This window comes from Sinomonas atrocyanea (assembly GCF_030811715.1).
In the GTDB taxonomy this organism is placed as follows: domain Bacteria; phylum Actinomycetota; class Actinomycetes; order Actinomycetales; family Micrococcaceae; genus Sinomonas; species Sinomonas atrocyanea_A.
Genome location: NZ_JAUSRH010000002.1, coordinates 556358 through 575440, shown reverse-complemented (window position 1 = coordinate 575440; position 19083 = coordinate 556358). Strand labels below are relative to the sequence as shown.

The following is a 19083-nucleotide window of genomic DNA, read 5'->3' as shown; positions in this document are numbered from 1 at the left end:
TTGAGTTCTCAAACAACACGCCCCCGCAGGTACTCCGACCAGCCAACCGGCCGGCCACATCCCCGCGGCAACAAGATTCAATCCTACCCGATCCGGGCCGCCGTTTTCAAATCGGCTTTCCGTTTTCCTTTTCGAGGCGCTGCAGGATGTTCTGGCCAGAAGGCCAGCACTCCGAGCATTTCCCGAAGGGATGATCGAGGTTTTCCGCCTCCGCTCTGCGTTGGCGACTCGGAATACATTACCCGCCGCCCGGGCCCCGTGCAACTCGTCCGCGCAGCCCGGGCGTGTCGCCTTGACCACGCGCGAAGGGCCCCCACGGCGGCTGCCGTGGGGGCCCTTCCGGGATGCTTCCGTGCGCGCCTCAGCCCTCGAGGACGGCGGTCGCCAGGTTCTTCTTGCCGCGCCGCACGAGGAAGTAGCGCCCATGCAGCGCGTCCTCGGCGGTCACCGCCGCCTCGGGGTCCGTGATCTTGGTGTTGTTCACGTAGGCGCCGCCCTCGCCGACCGTCCGCCGCGCCGCCGACTTGCTCTCCGCCAGCCCGGTGGCGACCAGCAGCTCGACGATCCCGAGCTGCTCGGCCGTCACCGCCGCCGTCGTCAGTTCCGCGGTCGCGGCGGAGAGGGTGCCCTCGTCGAGCACCCCGAGGTCGCCGTTGCCGAAGAGCGCCGCGGAGGCGGCGATGACCTTCTCCGTCGCGTCGACTCCGTGCACGAGGGAGGTCACCTCGAAGGCGAGGCGCCGCTGGGCCTCGCGGGCGAACGGCCGCCCGGCGACCGCGGCCTCGAGGTCCTCGATCTCGGCGCGGGTGAGGAAGGTGAACACCTTGAGGCGGTCGACCACGTCCGCATCCGAGGTGTTGAGCCAGAACTGGTAGAAGGTGTACGGCGAGCACATGGCCGCGTCGAGCCAGATGGCGTTGCCCTCGCTCTTGCCGAACTTCGTGCCGTCGGCGTTGGTGATCAGCGGCGTGCCGAGCGCGTGGACCGTCTTGCCCTCGACCTTGCGGATCAGCTCGGTGCCGCTCGTGAGGTTGCCCCACTGGTCGGAGCCGCCCGTCTCGAGGACGCAGCCGTACTGCCGGTAGAGCTCGAGGTAGTCCATGCCCTGCAGGATCTGGTAGCTGAACTCGGTGTAGGAGATGCCCTCGTCCGAACTCAGGCGCGAGGCGACCGCGTCCTTGCGCAGCATGGTGCCGACGCGGAAGTGCTTGCCGATCTCGCGCAGGAAGTCGATGGCCGAGAGCGGGGCGGTCCAGTCGAGGTTGTTCACGATCCGCGCCGCGTTCTCCCCCTCGAAGGAGAGGAAGCGGCTCACCTGCGCCTTGAGGTAGCCCACCCACTCCGCGACCGTGTCCTTGGTGTTGAGCGTGCGCTCGGCGGTGGGGCGGGGATCGCCGATCAGGCCTGTGGAGCCCCCGACGAGGCCGAGCGGCTTGTGCCCGGCCAGCTGCAGCCGGCGGAGCACGAGCAGCTGGACGAGGTTGCCCAGGTGGAGGCTCGGGGCGGTGGGGTCGAAGCCGCAGTAGTACGTGATCGGCTCCCCGGAGAGGAGCTCTTCGAGCTCGCCCTCGTCGGTCGAGACGTGGACCAGGCCACGCCACACGAGCTCCTGCCAGATGTTCGGGAAGCTCGGATCGTTCTTCTGGGAGTCGAGGATTGCTGTCTGCGGCACGGCCTCTACGGTATCAGCCACGCCCGCGCTTCCCCTGCTCGATGCCGGCCGGGAGCGGCCCCTCCGAGATGAGGCGCAGCCGCTGCGTCGGACGGGTCATGGCCACGTAGAGGTCGCCCACCTTGCCGTACTCGTGGTCGAGCAGCGCCGAGGGCTCGAGGACCACGACGACGTCGAACTCGAGGCCCTTCGCCTCCCGCGGATCGAGCACCACGATGTCCTGCTCGAAGCTGCCTGCTCCCCCGCCGACCCGTGATCCGTACACGTCGCGCAGGGCATCGCGCGCCGCCCCGAGCAGTGGTGCCTCGGCGATGACGGCGACCAGACCGCCGTCGGCCGCCTCGAGCTCCTCGGGGAGCACTTCCAGCAGGCGGGGCACGACGGCGCCCGCCTCCACCCGCTCGACGATCGGGTCCCAGCGTCCCTCCCGCACCGCCTTGGGCGCCGAGACCACGAGCCCGGCGGCCGCGGCCATGCGGGCGGCCGCCTCGGCGATCTGCGCCGGCGTGCGGTAGTTGACCGTGAGCTCCTCGAGCGTCCACCGGTCGCCGAAGAACGGACGCAGGGCCCGGCCCCACGACGAGGCGCCGGCCGCCGAGGAGGTCTGGGCGATATCCCCGACGATCGTGAACGACTTGAGCGGGCAGCGGCGCACCAGCAGGCGCCACTGCATGTAGGAGAGCTCCTGCGCCTCGTCGACGATGATGTGCCCGTAGGCCCAGGTGCGGTCCCCCACCGCGCGCTCGGCGGCGGTGAGGCGGACCTCGGGCTCCTGCTGGAAGGCCACGAGGTCCTCGGCCTCGACGACGCCGTCGATCCCCTGCTCGCGCAGTGCGGCGTCGATGTTCTTGAGGGTCTGCTGGGCGTTCTCGAGGTCGCGGCGGCGCTCGGCCTCGCGGCGCGCCGCCTCGTGGCCCGTCACCGCGTCGAGCTCGCCGAGCAGCTCAGCCGCCTCATCCAGCAGCGGCACGTCCGCCTCGGTCCACGGCGCGTCCTCGGGGCGGTGCAGGAGGTCGCGCTCCTCCTCGGTGAGATCCTGGGCGACCGCGTCGAGGATGCTCCGCCGGCCCAGGAGCTCGGCCACGAGCTTCTCCGCGGTCATCGGCATCCAGCACAGGTTCACCGCCACGCGCACGTCGCGGGACTGCCGCACGTCCTCGGCGAGGTACGAGCGGTCGGTGGTGTTGCCCGAGCCGCTCGCCTCGACCTTGGACTGCAGCTGCTCGGTGAGCTCGCGCAGGAGGATCTTCACGAACGTGTTCCGGGCCTCGTTGTACGGCTTGCCGGTGGCCCGGGCCTTGTCCCGCGCCCGGCGCACCTGGCGCGGGGTGAGCAGCAGCCGGTAGCCCTCGACCTCGAGCACACGGTCCGAGGAGGGGACACGCTGCCGGTTCGCCACCGCGGCGGCGATGAGCGGAACCATGCGCTGGCTGCCCTTGAGCGCGGCGATGCGGGGATCCTTCTCGGGAACGCCCGTGATGCCCGGCATGAGCCGGCCGACGCTGGACATCACGACGCCGGTCTCACCGAGCGAGGGCAGCACCCGCTCGATGTACTTCATGAAGGACGACGACGGGCCCACGAGCAGCACCCCGGCGCTCTTGAGGCGGTCGCGGTGCGAGTACAGCAGGTACGCCGCCCGGTGCAGGGCCACCGCGGTCTTGCCGGTGCCGGGGCCGCCCTGGACCACGAGGGCGCCGGCCATGGGGGCCCGGATGATGCGGTCCTGCTCGGCCTGGATCGTGCTGACGATGTCCGCCATGCGGCCCGTGCGCTTCGAGTTCAGGGCGGCAAGCAGCGCCCCCTCGCCCTGGTGGTGCGCGGTGCCCTCGGTGAGCATGTCGGAGTCGAGGACGTCGTCCTCGATGGCGACGACCTCCCGGCCCTGCAGGATGAGGTGGCGTCGCCGGCGCACTCCCTGCCGGTCGAAAGCCGTGGCCTGGTAGAAGTGGCTCGCCTCCGGGGCGCGCCAGTCGACCATCAGGCGGCGCAGGTCGTCGGTGCTCAGGCCGATGCGACCGATGTACTGGGACTCACCGCCGTCGAGGTCGAGGCGGCCGAACACGAGGCGGTTCTCCACCGCGTCCAGCTGGGCGAGGCGGTCCTCGTACATCGCGGCGAACGCGTCGCGTTCCGACACATTCTGGATCGAGCCGATGGCGCCGGCCTTGCGGACCGCCGCCAGCTGGCCGCGCTTCTCCTCACGCAGCTCATCGAGACGCGTGTAGAGACCCCTGACGTAGTCCCGTTCATGGGCGAGATCGGCGTCGAGCATCCTTGCCTTCCCCTAACAAGAAAAGTTTGACCGTCCATTCTACTGCGATTCCGGCGGACCCAGCGTCCACCGGGCCGGAGGGGACGGGAGATCAGTCGCCGAGGCGCTGGAGGGAGTGCACGCGGTGCCCCGAGAGGGCCTCGCGGCCGCCGAGCCCTTCGAGCTCGAGCACGACGCCCACGCCCACGATCTCGCCGCCGCACCGGCCCACCAGGCGCACCGCGGCGCCGACCGTGCCGCCGGTGGCGAGGACGTCGTCGAGCACCAGGACGCGGGAGCCCGCGGGGATGTCCGTGGTGTGCACCTCGAGGGCGGCCGTGCCGTACTCGAGGGCGTACTCCTCCAGGAAGGTCTCGCGCGGGAGCTTCCCGGCCTTGCGGACCGTGAGGACGCCCGTGCCGGTCGCATAGGCTGCGGCGGCGGCCAGCAGGAAGCCGCGCGCCTCGATGCCTGCGACAAGGTCGAACTGGCCCGCGAACGGCGCGACGATCGCGTCCACGATGGCGCGCAGGCCCTCCGGATCGGCGAACGCCGGGGTGAGGTCCTTGAAGATGATCCCGGGCTTCGGATAGTCCGGCACCGTCGCGCAGAGGCGGTCGAGGATCTCTCCCACCGCGGCGCCGGGCGGGGCCGCCGCGCGGTCCCGGGAGTTCGGCGTCATCTCTGGGCTCGGTTCATTCACGGGTCCACGTTACCGAATCTCCAGGAGATGACCTCCAGTCGGCGACCTTCAGAGGGTTGTCCGGGGCGGGCGGGCCTTCGCGGCGCGGTATGGGGAGACGCTCGGCTCCCCGGGGAGCCAGAAGCGCCACGGGTAGTCGGCCGAGCCGCCGGCCCCGGCCACCCCCACGCGCGGGCCGGAGAGCACCCCGGCGGCGCGGTGGGCCGGGGGCTCGAGCCGGAACCGGCCGCCGTCGAGCGCCGCGCCGTTGTCCGCGCGGCCGATGGCGAGCGCCTGGGCCAGGCGCGCCGGGCCCCGGGCGAGCTCCGCGTCCCGCTTGGCCGCGGGGCGCCGCGACCGTGCGAGCGCGAGGCCGTCGACCACCTCGCCGCCCCTGAGCAGACAGCCCGAGGAGCTCCCCGCCGGGCCGCACACGATGTTCGCGCAGAAGTGCATCCCGTAGGTGAAGTACACGTACAGGCGCCCGGGAGGGCCCCACATGGCCTCGTTGCGGGGGGTGCGGCCGTTGTAGGAGTGCGAGCCGGGGTCCGGATGCTCGGAGTCCCGGTGCCCCCGGTAGGCCTCCACCTCCGTGAGGCGGACGGCCACGGTCCCCTCCGGCGTCGTGTGCGAGAGCACGGCGCCGAGGAGGTCGGGGGCGACGGCGACGGGGTCCCGCAGGAGCCAGTGGACCAGGGTGTCGAAGTCCACGGCTGCTAGGCCGCGGGGAGCGCGGACGGCCACGGTCCGAGCTCGGGCAGCGGGACCGCCTGGCCGTCGCGCTCGGCGCGGACGGCGCCGTGGGAGACGGGGCGGCCGGCGAGCCAGGCCGCGAGGTCCTGCAGGCGCCCCGTGAGCACGACGCCGTCGCTGCCGCCGCCGAGCCGGATCGGCTCGCCGCCCGCCGGGCGCAGGACGAACATCTGGCCCTCGGGGACGCGCGGGGCGAGGAAGTCGACGAGGTGGCGGCAGAAGCCGGCAGTCCACTCCTGCTGCGTGCATCCGGTCCCGAGGTCGCTGCGGTGGACCACCAGCTCGCGCCACAGGGCGAGCCCTGCGTCCCGCACCACCCCGTCGCGGAAGCGGACCGGGGTGTCCCACTCGGCCGGGTCGAGTGCGGCGAACGCGGCGACGGCGCGGTCCACGGCCGCGCCCGTGCGGCGTCGGTGCACCTGGGCGGAGGCCCGCGCGCCGGATTCGATGGCACGGTCGCGGGCAGCCTTGCCGCCGTCGTAGAGGTCGGCCTGCTCGCGCCGGCGGGCAAGCTCGGCCTGCCGGGCCAGTGCGGCCGCGATCCCCTCGATGTGGGCCAGGACGTGGCCGCGGGTCCATCCGGGCAGCTCGGACGGCGCCGCGACGGAGTCCTCCCCGAGGCCCCCGATCTCGTGGTGGATCCCCTCTGCCGCCGCGCGGAGGGCGGCGAGGAGCTCGGGGTCGGTCGGGGCTGCGGCGTCGGTTCCCATGCTCTCCAGCCTAGCCAGTCGGGGCCCGCGCGGGACCTAGCCGAGGCCCTCGAAGATGTCGGTCAGGAGCGGCCCGCGCCGCTCGCGCGGGGGCCAGGCCTGCACGAAGTGCTCGTGCGAGGCCGCAGCGAGCCAGGCCGCGTGCGCGAGCGGATGCTCGAAGAGCGAGAGCCGCTGACTGCGGTGCTCGGCGAGCCCGGCGACGACCCGCTCGGCGACGGCGCGGGTGTCCACCCGCATGTCGACGAGCTCGTCGGGGATGCCCCGGAAGTGGTACACCTGCGCGGGATCCCAGGGCGGCAGTCCGCTCGAGGTGCGGGCCGCGTTGATGCGCAGCCAGGTGGATTCCTTCAGGGCCCAGTGCAGGAGGCGCTTCAGGCCAGGGCCGCCGCGCCCCGCGAGCGCGAGGAAGGCGGCATCCGTGGCAGAGCCGACGGCGATGTGGTCGGGGTGCCCCGTCACGCCATCCGGCCCGAAGGTGGCCACGACGTCCGGGCGCTCTTCCTCCAGCAGGGCCCGGATGCGGGCCGTGAGCCCGTCGAAGTCGGCATCGCAGAGGCAGCCGTCCTCGTAGCCGAGCCATTCGTGGCGGTCGGGTCCCCGCCCGTGCGCGGACCAGGCCCGCTCGTCCTCGCCGCGGCGGTACCGGCCGAGGTCGGCGCGGTTCGTGTCCGTCCCGGGGGCGATCATGCCCGCGCCCCCGTCGGTCGCGTGGACGAGGGCGAACCTGAAGCCCGGTTCGTCGCCGTGCAGGGCGATCGAGCCGGCGATTCCGATCGCGTCGTCGTCCGGGTGCGCCACGACGAGCATGAGGGTGCGCGGGGGCACGCAATGATGATGCGCCGCGGCGGCCGCCCCGGGAAGGGACGGCCGCCGCGAAGTGGTGCGCGAGCTCAGCCGGCGAACGTCCGGGCGTCGGCCAGCTGCGCCTTGAGGGCCTGCAGCTGCCGGGCGACGGCCGACGGCGCGGTGCCCCCCTGGACGCTCCGGCTCGCCAGGGATCCCTCCGTGGAGAGCACTGAGCGGACCTCGGGGGTCAGCGCGGGGCTGATCGCCGCGTACTCCTCGTCCGTGAGGTCCCACAGCTCGACGCCGCGGGACTCGGCCTGCTTGACGGCTGCCCCGGAGAGCTCGTGGGCCTCGCGGAACGGGACGCCCTGGCGCACGAGCCATTCGGCGATGTCCGTCGCGAGGGCGAAGCCCTGCGGGGCGAGGGCGGCCATGCGCTCGGTGTTGAAGACGAGCGTGGCCACCATGCCGGACACGGCCGGGAGCAGGAGCTCGAGCGTGTCCGCCGCGTCGAAGACCGGCTCCTTGTCCTCCTGCAGGTCGCGGTTGTAGGCGAGAGGGAGGCCCTTGAGGGTCGCGAGCAGGCCCGTGAGGTCGCCGATGAGGCGTCCGGCCTTGCCCCGGGCGAGCTCGGCCACGTCCGGGTTCTTCTTCTGCGGCATGATGCTCGAGCCGGTCGAGTAGGCGTCGTCGAGCGTGACGAAGGAGAACTCCTTCGTGGCCCAGAGGATGACCTCCTCGGAGATGCGGGAGAGGTCCACCCCGATCATCGCCGCGACCCACGCGAACTCGGCGAAGACATCGCGGGAGGCGGTGCCGTCGATCGAGTTGTGCACGGCCGAGTCGAAGCCGAGGTCGGCGGCGACGGCCTCCGGGTCGAGCCCGAGGGACGAGCCCGCGAGCGCGCCCGAGCCGTAGGGGGACACCGCCGCGCGGCGGTCCCAGTCCTGCAGGCGCTGGACGTCGCGCAGCAGCGCCCACGCGTGGGCGAGCAGGTGGTGGCTGAGCAGCACGGGCTGGGCGTGCTGGAGGTGCGTCCGGCCGGGCATCGCGGCCTCCGGGTGCGCCTCGGCCTGGGCCACGAGGGCATCGACCGTGGCCAGGACGCCTCGGGCGATGACCCGCGCGTGGTCGCGCAGGAACATGCGCCCGAGGGTGGCCACCTGGTCGTTGCGCGAGCGCCCGGCCCGCAGCTTGCCGCCCAGGTGGGCCCCCGCACGCTCGATGAGGCCGCGCTCGAGCGAGCCGTGCACGTCCTCGTCCGACTCGGCCGCGACGTAGGCTCCGGACGCCACATCGGCGTCCAGCCGGTCCAGGGCGTCGAGCATGCCGGCGAGCTCGGCGTCGTCGAGCAGGCCTGCGCGGTGCAGGACCCGGGCGTGGGCCCGGGAGCCGGCGATGTCGTAGCGGGCCAGCCGCCAGTCGAAGTGCGTGGACTTGCTCAGCGCGGCGAGCGCGTCCGCCGGTCCCCCGGCGAAGCGGCCGCCCCAGAGCGCTCCCGTGTTCGTCCCGTGCTGTGCCGCGGGCTGGTGCTCCGCCGCATTCTGCTCAGCCATCCGGGCTACTCCCCCGCGGCGCGCTGGTCGCGGGTCGAGGCCACCTTCGAGGACATGCCCCAGATGTCGATGAAGCCCTTCGCGTTGGACTGGTCGAACGTGTCGCCCGTGTCGTAGGTGGCGAGGTTGAAGTCATACAGGGAGGTGTCGGAGCGGCGGCCGTTGACCACCGCGGTGCCGCCGTGCAGGACCATGCGGATGTCGCCGGAGACGTACTTCTGGGAGTCGTCGATGAAGACGTCGAGGGCGCGCTTGAGCGGGGAGAACCACTGCCCGTCGTACACGAGCTCGCTCCAGCGGCGGTCCACGCCCGCCTTGAAGCGGGCGTGCTCGCGCTCGATCGTGATGTCCTCGAGGTGCTTGTGGGCGGTGATGAGGGCCATGGCGCCGGGCGCCTCGTAGATCTCGCGGGACTTGATGCCCACGAGGCGGTCCTCGACCACGTCGATGCGGCCAACGCCCTGGGCGCCGGCGCGGTGGTTGAGCTCCTGGATGATCTGCAGCGGGGACATCGCGACGCCGTCGAGCGCCGTCGGCACGCCCTGGGCGAAGGTGATCGTCACCTCGTCGGGGGCCGGGGGGAACTCGGGCGTGGCCGTGTAGTCGTAGATGTCCTTGGTCGGGGCGTTCCAGATGTCCTCGAGGTAGCCCGTCTCCACCGCGCGGCCCCACACGTTCTGGTCGATCGAGTAGGGGTTCTTCTTCGTGGTGACGATGGGGAGGTGCTTCTCCTCCGCGTAGGCGATCGCCTTGTCGCGGGTGAGTGCGAGGTCTCGCACCGGGGCGATGCACTTCAGGTCGGGGCCGAGGGTCTGGATGCCCACCTCGAAGCGGACCTGGTCGTTGCCCTTGCCCGTGCAGCCGTGCGCCACCGTGGTCGCGCCGAACTCGCGGGCGGCCTTCACGAGGTGCTTGACGATGACCGGACGGGAGATCGCGGACACGAGCGGGTAGTGGCCCTGGTAGAGGCCGTTCGCCTTGAGGGTCGGCATGCAGTACTCGTCCGCGAACTCGTCGCGCGCGTCGGCGACGTAGGCCTCCACGGCGCCGCAGCCCAGGGCGCGCTGGCGGACCGTCTCCATGTTCTCGCCGCCCTGGCCGACGTCGACCGCGACGGCGACGACCTCGGCGCCGGTCGCGTCGGCGATCCAGCCGATCGCGACGGAGGTGTCCAGACCGCCCGAGTAGGCGAGGACGATGCGATCCTTCACGGTGTACTCCTTCAGCAGGGGGATGCATGGCAGCGCGGCCAGCACGAATTGTTATGCATCAGTCTACATAGATATGCATGGACCGCAATCTCGGCCCGAGAGGCACTGGAGGCATTCTCCGCCGTCCGCCACTGCGCCGTACAGCGCTTGGCGGCAGCGGAGCCGGGTGGAAGGGTGGAACCATGGCGCACTGCACCGAGCTCCTGCGGGCGCACGTCCGGGCGGGGGCAGACGAGGCCCTCGGCGATCTGCGCAGGCTCGTGTCCATTCCCGGCTCCGCGTGGGCAGGGGCGGACCTGCGGCACCTCGAGCACAGCGCGGCCCTCGTGGCCGAACTGTTCGAGGACGCCGGGTTCCCGGAGGTCGGCATCGTGCGCGCGGCGAAGCCCGACGGGATGCCCGGCGCCCCCGCCGTCCTCGCGCACCGGCCCGCGGCGGCGGGATGCCCCACCGTGCTCCTCTACGCCCACCACGACGTCCAACCGACCGGGGACCTCGCGGCCTGGCACAGCCCGCCCTTCGAGGCCGTCGAGCGGCGGGGACGGCTGTTCGGACGCGGGGTGGCGGACAACAAGGGCGGTGTGGTCCTCCACCTGGCCGCGTGCCGCGCCCTGGTCCGGGCGCTCGGCGAGGAGGGCGGCCTCGTGGGCTGGGACGAGGGCAGGATGGAGCTGAGCGAGGAGGACTACCGGCTCGATGCCGGGGTGCTGCCGGGCGTGCAGCTTGCCGGTTCCGGCAGCATCGCCTCCCGACTGTGGACCAAGCCGGCCCTGTCCGTCATCGGCATCGACGCCCCGCCCGTGGCCCTGTCCGCGGACGCGATCGTCCCTTCTGCCCGGGCGAGGTTCAGTCTCCGGCTCGCCCCCGGGGACGACCCGGCGCGTGCGCTGGCCGCGGTGCGCGCCCACCTCGAGGCCAACGTCCCGCTCGGCGCGCGCATCACCGTGACGGCCGGCGCCGCGACGAGGGCCTTCGCCGGCGACGCCGCCTCGGGGCCCGCCCAGAGCATGCTGCAGGCGATGAAGGAGGCCTGGGGCGTGGACCCCGTGCTCATGGGGGTGGGCGGCTCGATCCCCGCCGCGGCCGAAGTCGCCGCCCGGTATCCGTCGGCGCAGGTGCTCATCACCGGGGTGGAGGACCCGGACTCGCGCGCCCACGGCGCCGACGAGTCCATCGACCTGGACGACTTCCACAGGGCGGTCCTCGCCGAGGCGCTCCTGCTGGCCTCGTTCGGCACCCGCGGCGGGAGGGCGGCGTGAGGCGGGGGGCCGCCGTCGTCCGTCCCGAGCATCCCCGGGACTTCCCCGCCGTCCGCGCCGTGACCGCGGCGGCGTTCGCCCGGGCCGCCCACTCGGCACCGCCCGTGGACGCGACGGGCGACCCCGGGGAGGCCGCGCTGCTCGAGTGGCTCCGCGCCGACGCGGGGTACCTGCCCGAGCTGGCCCTCGTCGCGGAGGAGGAGGGCGCCGTCGTCGGCCACGCCATCACGACCCGCGGCTGGCTCGACGCGCCCGGCCGCGAGCCTGTGCCGGCCCTGGGCCTCGGGCCGATCTCCGTGCGGCCGGACCGTCAGGGCCGGGGCATCGGCGCGGCGCTGCTCGAGGCGACCGTCCGCACTGCCGAGGCCCGGGGCGAGCGCCTCATCGCGCTCCTCGGCGACCCCGCGTACTACGGCGCCCACGGCTGGGAGCCCGCCGCCCGCCACGGTGTGGCCGCTCCGGACCCCGCCTGGGGCGAGCTGTTCCAGGTGCGCCTGCTGTCCGCAGACGACGGCGCGCGGGGCACCTTCCGCTACGCCGCACCGTTCGCGCGGCTCGGGTAGCCGGGGCGGCGCCGGCAGGAGAGGATGGGGCGGTGTCCCGCGAGAGATTCATGGCCGTCCACAGCCCGGAGTTCCAGGCGATGAGCGAACGCGTGCTGCGTGTCACCGAGCTGACCTCCCGCCTCAACGTCATGCCCTTCGACGACGAGGAGGGCAAGGCCGCGCTCTTCGAGCAGATCCTGGGCAGGCCGCTGCCGCCGCGCGTGACGATCTACCCGCCCTTCTACACCGACCACGGCCTCAGGCTCGACCTCGCCGAGCGGGTGTTCATCAACCAGAACTGCACCTTCCTCGACTACGCGGGGATCCGGCTGGCCGAACGCGTCATGGTCGGGCCCGGGGTCACGTTCATCACGAACGGCCATCCGGTCGACCCCGCCGAGCGGCGGCTGTGGCTCACCGGCGCGCCCATCGACGTGGCGGAGAACGTGTGGATCGGCGCTGGCGCCACGATCCTGCCCGGCGTCAGCATCGGGCGCGACGCCGTCATCGCCGCGGGCGCCGTCGTGGCCGACGACGTCCCTCCGGCGACCCTGGTCACCGGAGCGAAGGCCGCGGTGCGCCGGCAGTGGTGACCCCCGGGAGGCCGGGCACAACGTGGGCCGGGCGAACCGGGCCCGAGCGGCTCAGGCGGCCGCGACGACGGTGCGCATGACGCAGTTCTTGCTGCCCTTGGGGCGGATGTACTCGAACCCCGCGGCCTCGAAGAGCCGTCTGGTGCCGTTGTAGAGGACTGCTTGGCGCGCACCGCCGGTGTCGTGCGGGTAGCCCTCCACGACGCCCCCGCCTGCCTCCGCGATGAGCCGGAGCGCGCCCCGGACGGCGACCGAGGAGAGGCCGCGGTGGCGGTGGCGCCTGTCCACGAAGATGCACGTGAGCCGGTAGTCCGGCAGCACATCGAGCTCGGCCTCGTACTGCTTGCGGTGGTAGATGTTCGGCAGCTCGTCAGGTGTGCCGTACTCGCACCAGGCCACGGCCTCCCCGTCCTGCAGGACGAGCGCAGCGTGCGCCCTGCCCTCGTCGACGAGGCGGCGCTTCTGGGTGCGGTTGTCCTCCTCGGCGAGCCGCTTGTCGGCGTAGAAGGTCTGGAACCACATGCACCAGCACCCGCCGAAGACGCCGTTGTTGCGCTCGGCCAGGTCCGCGAAGGCATCCCAGGTGGCGGAACTGAGCGCCACGACGGTGAGGCCGTCGGGAAGGGTGCCCGCCCCCTCGTCTGCCGTGTCCACCGCCTCAGGGTAGGACTCGCGCGGAGCCCTGTACATGCCGGGTCCGGCCGCGCACGTCATCCGAGCCTGAGCTCCGCCTCGGTCCCGACGCGGTGGAGCTTCTCGGGGTTGCGGACGTAGTAGATGCCCGCGACCAGGGAGCCGTCCAGGCGCACGGCCAGGACGCCGTCGAGCTCGCCGCCGATGCGGAACAGGAGGCCGGGCGCGCCGTTGACCTGGGTCTGCTCGCTCGTGACCGGGCCGGGGGCCTTCGCCAGGATTCCGGCGAAGAACCGCAGGACCTTCTCTGCCCCGAGGATGGGCTTCCGGGCCGCCTGCCTGAGCCCTCCGCCGTCGGAGACGAGGACGACCTCGGGTGAGAGCACGTCGAGCAGCCCTTGGAGGTCGCCGGTGTCGACCGCGCGCTGGAACGAGGCCAAGGCCGCCCTGACCTCGGCCGGGGCGGGCGTCTCGCGGGGCCTGCGGGCCTCGACGCCCCGCCGAGCGCGGTGGGCGATCTGCCGCACGGCCGCGGGGGCCTTCCCGACTGCTGCGGCGATCTCGTCGTAGCCCAAGTCGAACACCTCCCGCAGCACGAACACCGCGCGTTCGATCGGGGCGAGGGTCTCGAGCACGAGCATGAGGGCCATCGAGACGCTCTCGGCCAGCTCGACGTCGTCGGCCACATCCGGAGCGGTGAGGAGGGGCTCGGGCAGCCACGGACCCACGTACGACTCCCTGCGGCGGCTCAGGGTCCGCAGCCGGTTGAGGGCCTGGCGAGTGGTGATCCGCACGAGGTAGGCCCGCTCGTCGCGGACCTGCCCGAGGTCCACCGCGGACCACCGCAGCCAGGTCTCCTGGAGGACGTCCTCGGCGTCGGCGGCCGAGCCGAGCATCTCGTAGGCCACCGTGAACAGCAGATTGCGGTGGGCCACGAACACGGTGGTGGCCCGGTCGGCAGCTCCGTCCGTCATCGGCACTCCCTCTCGCCCGTCCACGCTACGCGGTCCGGGACCTGGCGGCGTCGCAGCGGCGCGGTGCCTCGAGCAGGCGCCGGCGGCGGCCGTCCTTGACGAAGGCCCACTGCACGAGACCCGGGTGCCGGCCCTCGACGACGAGCCCGGCGTAGGTCGACCAGCAGACGGCCTCCTTGATGGCCGCCGCTGCCCGCCCGCGGACGAAGGGCGCCCTGGCCCGGTCGTCCGTCGAGGCGGTCTGGACGAGGCCCGAGCTGCGCCCCGTGCTGAGGCACTGGCCCACGAAGCCCACGGCGACCGTGGGCGGCGTCGTGCCCGCCATGCGGGCGAGCAGCACATCGGCCGCGTGCGACCCCAGCGGGAGCGCCGCCTGGCAGCTCATCCGGTACGGCGCCCCGGAGGGCGCGGCCGCGTCGCCGGCGGCCACGATCCGCGGATCGTCCACGCTCGTGAGGGTCTCGTCCGTGAGGAGACGGCCCGCCCCGTCGGTGCTCAGGCCGCTGCGGGCGGCGAGGTCTGGGACCCCGAATCCGGCGGTCCAGAGGGTCACGTCGCTGCGGACCGCGCGGCCGTCGTCGAGGCGCACGACGGCGGGGCCCACCTCGGCGGCCCGGGCGCCGGCGCCGTCGAGCACCAGGACGCCCAGCGCGCGCAGGCGGGCGGCGAGCGCCCGCCGGGCTGCCGGGTGCAGGGAGGGGCCGAGCACGCCGCCGGTGACGAGCGTGACCGGCCGGCCCCGCTCGGCAAGCTCGGCGGCGGCCTCGATCCCGGTGGGGCCGCCGCCCACAACCGCCACTGGCGCCCCCAGCGGCGCCGCCTCGACCGCCGCCCGCGCCCGCCGGGCGTCCTCGAGGGTCGACAGCGGGTGGGCGAACTCGGCCGCGCCCGGCACGGTCGGTTCGGCCCCGGCACTCCCGACGGCGTACACGAGGTAGTCGTACTCGAGGGTCCGCCCGGAGGCGAGGTCCACGGCGCCCCGAGCAGTGTCGATCCTGGTCGCTTCGTCCACGACGAGGGCGACGCGCTCGGCCAGGACGTCGCGGAGGCGGTGAACGGCGTCGTGCGTCCCGCCGACGAGCTGGTGCAGCCGGATCCGCTCGACGAACTCGGGGCGGGGATTGACGAGCGTCACCTCTGCGTCCCTGCGGGTCAGGCGGTTGGCCGCCATGGTGCCGGCGTACCCTCCGCCGATGACGACGACGCGGTGGCGCCCTGTGCCGGTGTTCTCACCCACGGTGTCTCCTTCTCGTCTGGTCCCGTCGTCTCGGGATTCCAGCCATAGGACACCGGCCGGCCTCGCCGTGTGACAGCCCGCTCCCCCCCGGGTCCTGGGATCAGTGCTCGCCCTTGATCACGAAGTAGGAGCCACGGATCTCGCCGGCGAGCTTCGACTTCTGCCGGGCGAACTTGAAGGTGCCCGCGAGTTCCTCGGGGACTTCCATGCCCTGGGAGAGCTTGAAGCCCACCGCCCGCTTGCCGCCGTCGTCGAGGGAGTACATGACGTTGATCGAGAGGCCCGACTCGTAGAACACGTAGGCCATCCTGATGCCGTCCACCTCGAAGGAGGTGACCTCGAGCGGGCGCGAGGCGATGGTCAGGCTGCGCTCCTCGGCGAGGATCCGCTGGATCCACTCGAGGGTCTCGGGGGCCTCACTGGCCGGGGTGACGGTGAAGTCGTGGTCGTACTTGTTCTTGAAGTAGCGGGACTCATTGGCCCTCAGCCCGGCCAGGGCCTCCGCGACGGGGGACGATTCGAGTCCCACGGTGGACACGTCCTTGAAATCTACGGTGTACGGCATCTGTCGCTCCTCGAAGTGGTCCTTGCACCGCCCACACTACGGCTGGACCTGCGACGCCCCTTCTCGATTCCTGATCGATCGGATGCTGCCGTAGCAGAATGCAGGCATGACGGACCTCACCGACCCCAAGGACGCGCTCAGGCACTACCTCCAGGAGGCCCGCGAGGCGCTCCTGTGGAAACTCGACGGGCTCGGCGAGCGGGAGCTGAGGACGCCGCGCACGCCGACCGGGACCAACCTGCTCGGCATCGTCAAGCATGCTGCGAACGTGGAGATCGGGTACTTCGGCGACACCTTCGGCCGCCCGTGGCTCACGCCCCAGGAGCGGGTCTCGGATGCCGAGGTCGAGGCGGACCCGCAGGCCGACTGGTACGCGACGGAGCGCGAGAGCGCGGCCGGCATCGTCGACCTCTACCGTCGCGTCTGGGCGTTCGCCGACGCCACCATCGAGGCCCTGCCCCTCGACGCCCCCGGTCGCGTTCCCTGGTGGAACGACGGCGAGGTGACGCTCGGCCGCGTCCTCGTGCACGTCCTTGCCGACCTCGCCCGGCATGCGGGCCATGCCGACATCCTCCGCGAGGGAATCGACGGCGCGGCGGGCCTCATCGTGGACAGCAGCAACCTCCCGGACCAGGACTGGTCCGCGTACGTGCAGAAGCTCACCGCCCTCGCGGACAAGTTCTGACCGACCCCTTCAACTACCGGGTGCGCTGGCCCCGGTGCCGGCGCGTACGGCCCGCACCCAGTCGACCTCGTGGCCGAGCAGATCGACGGCCCGGCCGAGGGGCCGGTAGCCGAGCTCCTGCGCGGCCGTGGTGTCGAGCATCATCGGGGTCCGCCAGGGGTGCGCCCCGTCGTCGCCCTCCGCGACGCGCACCACGGTGCCGGGCCACGCGAGGCGCGCCGCGATGACCCGGACGATCTCCGCCGCGGTCGGCGTGTCCGGATCGGCGGCGTTGAGCACACGGGCGCCCGGATGCTGGGCGACCGTGCCGATAAGGGCGGCGACGTTGGCGGCCGCGCTGAGGTGGTCCGCGGTGTCCGGCTCGGCCAGGCGGATGGTCGGCTCGCCGTCGAGCATCCGATCGACGATGCCCTTGGTGCGCGGGTTGCGGGCCCACGGGCCGTGCACTTTTCCGGGACGGAGCACCGTGACCGGCAGTCCCGAATCGAGGGCTGCCCGCTCGGCGGCGGCCTTGCACGGCGCGTAGCCCTCCCGCGTGTACGGGTCCACGTGGTCCCCGGCGGGGGGAAGCGTCGGCGCGTCCTCCCGGATGGGCCCGTCGAAGCGTGGCGGTTCGGCGCCGTTGACATGCCTGCCGGACCCGTCCAGGTAGACCGCGCGGCTCGAGATGAGCACCGGGCAGGCCACCTCTCCCATCACCGGCAGGAGGGCCCTGACGTGGTCGGCCGTGTAGGCCACCAGGTCCACCATGAGGTCGGCGCCGCTGCCCAGGAGGCGCCCGATGCCGCGGGTGTCGCCCCGCTCCACCCGGTGGAAGCGCACCCCGGCGGCCACGAGGTCCGCGGGCATCCTTGCGGAGTCCCGTCCGGTCACGTCGACATCCCACCCGCGCCGCGCAAGCTGCAGGGCGGTCGCCCCGCCCATCGCCCCGGTACCGCCCAACAGGACTGCCCGCACAGCTGCCCCCTCGCTTCCCTCCTGCAGAACCTGCACACTCTACGGCACCCGCCGCAGGTGTGGTCTATGCTCGCCTTGATTGCCTTCTGCAACTATGCCGGCCGTGGGCCGTCCGTCCGGGGGGATCTGGTCTTGACAGCAGGCATCTGCCCCGAAGGGCCAACGAATCGCGGACTCGTTCGGCAACGTGGACTACTACATCACCGCGGCCGGCGACACCCTGGCCGCGCTCAGCACAGCACTCAGGCTGTCAGCGGTGAAGATCGCCGAGTTCAACGCCCTCTCCCCCGGCGCTCCGCTGGGCGCCGGGACGAAGCTGCGCCTCATCCCGGCGGACGTACCGATTGACGGCGCCGAAGGCGCATCGACCGTGGACGCGGCAGGCGTCCCGCTGACCTACACGGCCGCGCCGGAGGACGGGACCGACGGAATCTCCTACCGGTTCGGCCTGACCGTCGAGCAGCTGGACGAGGCCAACATGGTCCCCGCCGAACGCCACACGCAGCTCCGTCCGTACCCCCAGGCCGGCAGGACCATCCAGCTGCAGAAGCACCCGGTCAACCCGCGCTCGGGTACCGGGAACATCCTCTACAACATGGTGGGGAACCCTGACTACTACTGGACCGTGGCCGGGGACAGCCTCGACGGCATCGGCTACAGGGTGCGGCGGACCCGCGGGCGGCTGCTGGCCCTCAATCCGGGCCTTGCCGCCGACGCACCGATTCCCCCGGGCACGCGCCTGCGCCTGGCCCCGCTCGACCAGGCCGCCGTCGGCGCGCAGGGAACCTTCACCGCCGACTCACAGGGGCTCCCCGAGACGTACACGACCGCCCCGGGCGACACCGAAGACGGGGTGCTGGAACGCTTCAACCTGGGGGTGCAGGACCTGTACAGGGCCAACCCCACCGCCAAGCCGGGCCCTCCAGCCTCCTCCACCTACCTGGACGCCCGTTCGGGGAGCTGGCCCCGGGCCAGACCCTGAGCGTGGACCCGAACCAGCCCATCAGGAAATGACTCATCGGCCCTTGGACGCTAGTCGATCCGCTCGGCCAGGGCCACGATGATCCCCTCCGGGCCGCGCACGTAGGCCATGCGCCAGGCGTGCTCGTACTCGCCCACCCCGCCGACGAGGCCGTAGCCGTCCGCGGCCAGCCGCTCGACGGCCGCCTGGAGGTCCTCCACCTCGAAGGCCACGTTGCGCAGCCCCAGTTCGGTGGACATCGCGGCAGGCGAGCCCGGCTCGTGGGCGGGCCGGACGAAGCTGGACAGCTCCACGCCGGCGCCTCCGTCGCGCGGCCGCAGCATGACGATCTCGCTGCGGGAGCCGGGAATGCCGATGACCGTGTCGACGAACTCGCCCTCCATGGCCATCCGGCCCTCGACCTCGAGGCCCAGGCTGACGAAGAACGCCGTGGCCGCCTCGAGGTCCGCCACGGTGATGCCCACGTGGTCGAGGCGCCGCACCCGTGCCATGGCTCAGGCCCCCTGGGAGGCGAGGTCGAGGAAGCGGGCCGCGACGGCCTCTCCCCCAGAGGGATCGCGGGTGACGATCATGACCGTGTCGTCCCCGGCGATGGTGCCGAGGATCGAGGGGATCACCGAATGGTCGATCGCGAGCGCCAGGAAGTTCGCCGCGCCGGGCGGGGTGCGCAGCACCACGATGTTCGCGCTGGACTCGGCAGTCACGAGCAGGTCGGCGCAGAGCTTCGCGAGCCGGGCGTCGAGGACCTCGGGGGCCTGCCCGAGGCGGGGGCTGCGGTCCCCGCCCTCGCCCCGGACCGCGTAGACGAGGCCGCCGTCGGCGCCTCGGACCCGGACGGCCCCGATCTCCACGAGGTCGCGGGAGAGGGTCGCCTGGGTGACCTGCACGCCGTCGTCCGCGAGGAGAGCGGCGAGCTCGGCCTGCGAGCGCACCGGCTGCCCCGCCAGGAGCGCTCGGATGCGCGCCTGGCGGGCGGCCTTCGTCTGCGGGGCGGCGCCCGGAACCGCTGTCATGGTCATCGCCTCG

Annotated in this window: 20 protein-coding genes; 5 read left to right on the top strand and 15 right to left on the bottom strand. The window is 72.8% G+C overall.

The genetic code is table 11. The annotated features are described in order from the left end of the window. Positions 1 to 361: 361 nt before the first annotated feature. The 8 genes from tyrS to J2W21_RS05445 form a co-directional block, all read right to left on the bottom strand. Complete coding sequence (gene tyrS, locus J2W21_RS05480) at positions 362 to 1672, bottom strand: tyrosine--tRNA ligase (protein WP_307113479.1); 1311 nt, start codon at positions 1670 to 1672, stop codon at positions 362 to 364. A gap of 13 nt (positions 1673 to 1685) precedes the next feature. Beyond that, positions 1686 to 3947 carry a HelD family protein gene (locus J2W21_RS05475; RefSeq protein WP_307113478.1) on the bottom strand — a complete coding sequence of 754 codons (2262 nt, stop codon included), beginning with the start codon at positions 3945 to 3947 and terminating at the stop codon, positions 1686 to 1688. Between the two features lie 91 nt (positions 3948 to 4038). Beyond that, complete coding sequence (locus tag J2W21_RS05470) at positions 4039 to 4608, bottom strand: adenine phosphoribosyltransferase (RefSeq protein ID WP_307113509.1); 570 nt, start codon at positions 4606 to 4608, stop codon at positions 4039 to 4041. 69 nt (positions 4609 to 4677) lie between these two features. Next, positions 4678 to 5319 (bottom strand): DNA-3-methyladenine glycosylase, encoded by a 642-nt coding sequence (locus J2W21_RS05465; protein ID WP_307113477.1) that lies wholly within the window; start codon positions 5317 to 5319, stop codon positions 4678 to 4680. 5 nt (positions 5320 to 5324) lie between these two features. Beyond that, positions 5325 to 6071, bottom strand: coding sequence for a maleylpyruvate isomerase family mycothiol-dependent enzyme (locus J2W21_RS05460; protein ID WP_307113476.1), 747 nt, complete (start codon positions 6069 to 6071; stop codon positions 5325 to 5327). Positions 6072 to 6107: 36 nt separating this feature from the next. Then, positions 6108 to 6899, bottom strand: coding sequence for a PIG-L deacetylase family protein (locus J2W21_RS05455; RefSeq protein WP_307113475.1), 792 nt, complete (start codon positions 6897 to 6899; stop codon positions 6108 to 6110). Between the two features lie 65 nt (positions 6900 to 6964). After that, positions 6965 to 8416, bottom strand: coding sequence for an argininosuccinate lyase (gene argH / locus J2W21_RS05450; RefSeq protein WP_307113474.1), 1452 nt, complete (start codon positions 8414 to 8416; stop codon positions 6965 to 6967). 5 nt (positions 8417 to 8421) lie between these two features. After that, entirely contained in the window at positions 8422 to 9627 is a 1206-nt protein-coding gene (locus J2W21_RS05445; protein WP_307113473.1) for an argininosuccinate synthase, read from the bottom strand. 182 nt (positions 9628 to 9809) lie between these two features. On the opposite strand from J2W21_RS05445, the gene J2W21_RS05440 reads away from it, so the two are divergent. Genes J2W21_RS05440 through J2W21_RS05430 form a run of 3 tightly spaced genes read left to right on the top strand, consistent with a single transcriptional unit; the run spans position 9810 to position 12024 of the window. Further along, positions 9810 to 10886 carry a M20/M25/M40 family metallo-hydrolase gene (locus tag J2W21_RS05440; RefSeq protein ID WP_307113472.1) on the top strand — a complete coding sequence of 359 codons (1077 nt, stop codon included), beginning with the start codon at positions 9810 to 9812 and terminating at the stop codon, positions 10884 to 10886. Further along, positions 10883 to 11449, top strand: a complete 567-nt coding sequence (locus tag J2W21_RS05435; protein ID WP_307113471.1) for a GNAT family N-acetyltransferase — start codon at positions 10883 to 10885, stop codon at positions 11447 to 11449. The genes J2W21_RS05440 and J2W21_RS05435 overlap by 4 nt, the downstream gene beginning before the upstream one ends. 32 nt (positions 11450 to 11481) lie before the next feature. Further along, positions 11482 to 12024 (top strand): DapH/DapD/GlmU-related protein, encoded by a 543-nt coding sequence (locus J2W21_RS05430; RefSeq protein ID WP_307113470.1) that lies wholly within the window; start codon positions 11482 to 11484, stop codon positions 12022 to 12024. Positions 12025 to 12075: 51 nt separating this feature from the next. On the opposite strand, the gene J2W21_RS05425 is transcribed toward J2W21_RS05430, so the two are convergent. From J2W21_RS05425 to J2W21_RS05410, 4 genes are all read right to left on the bottom strand, one after another. Beyond that, complete coding sequence (locus tag J2W21_RS05425) at positions 12076 to 12678, bottom strand: GNAT family N-acetyltransferase (RefSeq protein ID WP_307113469.1); 603 nt, start codon at positions 12676 to 12678, stop codon at positions 12076 to 12078. A gap of 56 nt (positions 12679 to 12734) precedes the next feature. After that, the gene (locus tag J2W21_RS05420) at positions 12735 to 13631 is read right to left on the bottom strand and encodes an RNA polymerase sigma-70 factor (RefSeq protein ID WP_307113468.1); all 897 of its coding nucleotides are present in this window, start codon (positions 13629 to 13631) and stop codon (positions 12735 to 12737) included. A 25-nt stretch (positions 13632 to 13656) separates the two neighbouring features. After that, complete coding sequence (locus tag J2W21_RS05415; RefSeq protein WP_307113467.1) at positions 13657 to 14868, bottom strand: NAD(P)/FAD-dependent oxidoreductase; 1212 nt, start codon at positions 14866 to 14868, stop codon at positions 13657 to 13659. Between the two features lie 100 nt (positions 14869 to 14968). Then, positions 14969 to 15433: a phage tail protein gene (locus J2W21_RS05410; RefSeq protein ID WP_307113466.1), complete on the bottom strand. Its 465-nt coding sequence runs from the start codon at positions 15431 to 15433 to the stop codon at positions 14969 to 14971. A 106-nt stretch (positions 15434 to 15539) separates the two neighbouring features. On the opposite strand from J2W21_RS05410, the gene J2W21_RS05405 reads away from it, so the two are divergent. After that, entirely contained in the window at positions 15540 to 16118 is a 579-nt protein-coding gene (locus J2W21_RS05405; protein WP_307113465.1) for a DinB family protein, read from the top strand. 9 nt (positions 16119 to 16127) lie between these two features. Here J2W21_RS05405 and J2W21_RS05400 read toward each other — a convergent pair whose 3' ends face one another. Further along, positions 16128 to 16991, bottom strand: coding sequence for a nucleoside-diphosphate sugar epimerase (locus tag J2W21_RS05400; protein ID WP_307113464.1), 864 nt, complete (start codon positions 16989 to 16991; stop codon positions 16128 to 16130). 271 nt (positions 16992 to 17262) lie between these two features. On the opposite strand from J2W21_RS05400, the gene J2W21_RS05395 reads away from it, so the two are divergent. Further along, positions 17263 to 18057, top strand: a complete 795-nt coding sequence (locus J2W21_RS05395; RefSeq protein WP_307113463.1) for a LysM peptidoglycan-binding domain-containing protein — start codon at positions 17263 to 17265, stop codon at positions 18055 to 18057. A 50-nt stretch (positions 18058 to 18107) separates the two neighbouring features. Here the strand turns inward: J2W21_RS05395 and J2W21_RS05390 are convergent, their stop codons facing one another. After that, entirely contained in the window at positions 18108 to 18548 is a 441-nt protein-coding gene (locus J2W21_RS05390; protein WP_307113462.1) for a VOC family protein, read from the bottom strand. A 3-nt stretch (positions 18549 to 18551) separates the two neighbouring features. Further along, entirely contained in the window at positions 18552 to 19076 is a 525-nt protein-coding gene (locus J2W21_RS05385) for an arginine repressor (protein WP_307113461.1), read from the bottom strand. Positions 19077 to 19083: the final 7 nt, after the last annotated feature.

Bases quoted from the DNA above. Each gene is read 5' to 3' on its own strand.
- J2W21_RS05475 (WP_307113478.1), bottom strand. From the start codon at position 3,947: ATGCTCGACGCCGATCTCGCCCATGAACGGGACTACGTCAGGGGTCTC.
- J2W21_RS05470 (WP_307113509.1), bottom strand. From the start codon at position 4,608: ATGACGCCGAACTCCCGGGACCGCGCGGCGGCCCCGCCCGGCGCCGCG.
- J2W21_RS05460 (WP_307113476.1), bottom strand. From the start codon at position 6,071: ATGGGAACCGACGCCGCAGCCCCGACCGACCCCGAGCTCCTCGCCGCC.
- argH (WP_307113474.1), bottom strand. From the start codon at position 8,416: ATGGCTGAGCAGAATGCGGCGGAGCACCAGCCCGCGGCACAGCACGGG.
- J2W21_RS05440 (WP_307113472.1), top strand. From the start codon at position 9,810: ATGGCGCACTGCACCGAGCTCCTGCGGGCGCACGTCCGGGCGGGGGCA.
- J2W21_RS05420 (WP_307113468.1), bottom strand. From the start codon at position 13,631: ATGACGGACGGAGCTGCCGACCGGGCCACCACCGTGTTCGTGGCCCAC.
- J2W21_RS05410 (WP_307113466.1), bottom strand. From the start codon at position 15,433: ATGCCGTACACCGTAGATTTCAAGGACGTGTCCACCGTGGGACTCGAA.
- J2W21_RS05405 (WP_307113465.1), top strand. From the start codon at position 15,540: ATGACGGACCTCACCGACCCCAAGGACGCGCTCAGGCACTACCTCCAG.
- J2W21_RS05390 (WP_307113462.1), bottom strand. From the start codon at position 18,548: ATGGCACGGGTGCGGCGCCTCGACCACGTGGGCATCACCGTGGCGGAC.
- J2W21_RS05385 (WP_307113461.1), bottom strand. From the start codon at position 19,076: ATGACCATGACAGCGGTTCCGGGCGCCGCCCCGCAGACGAAGGCCGCC.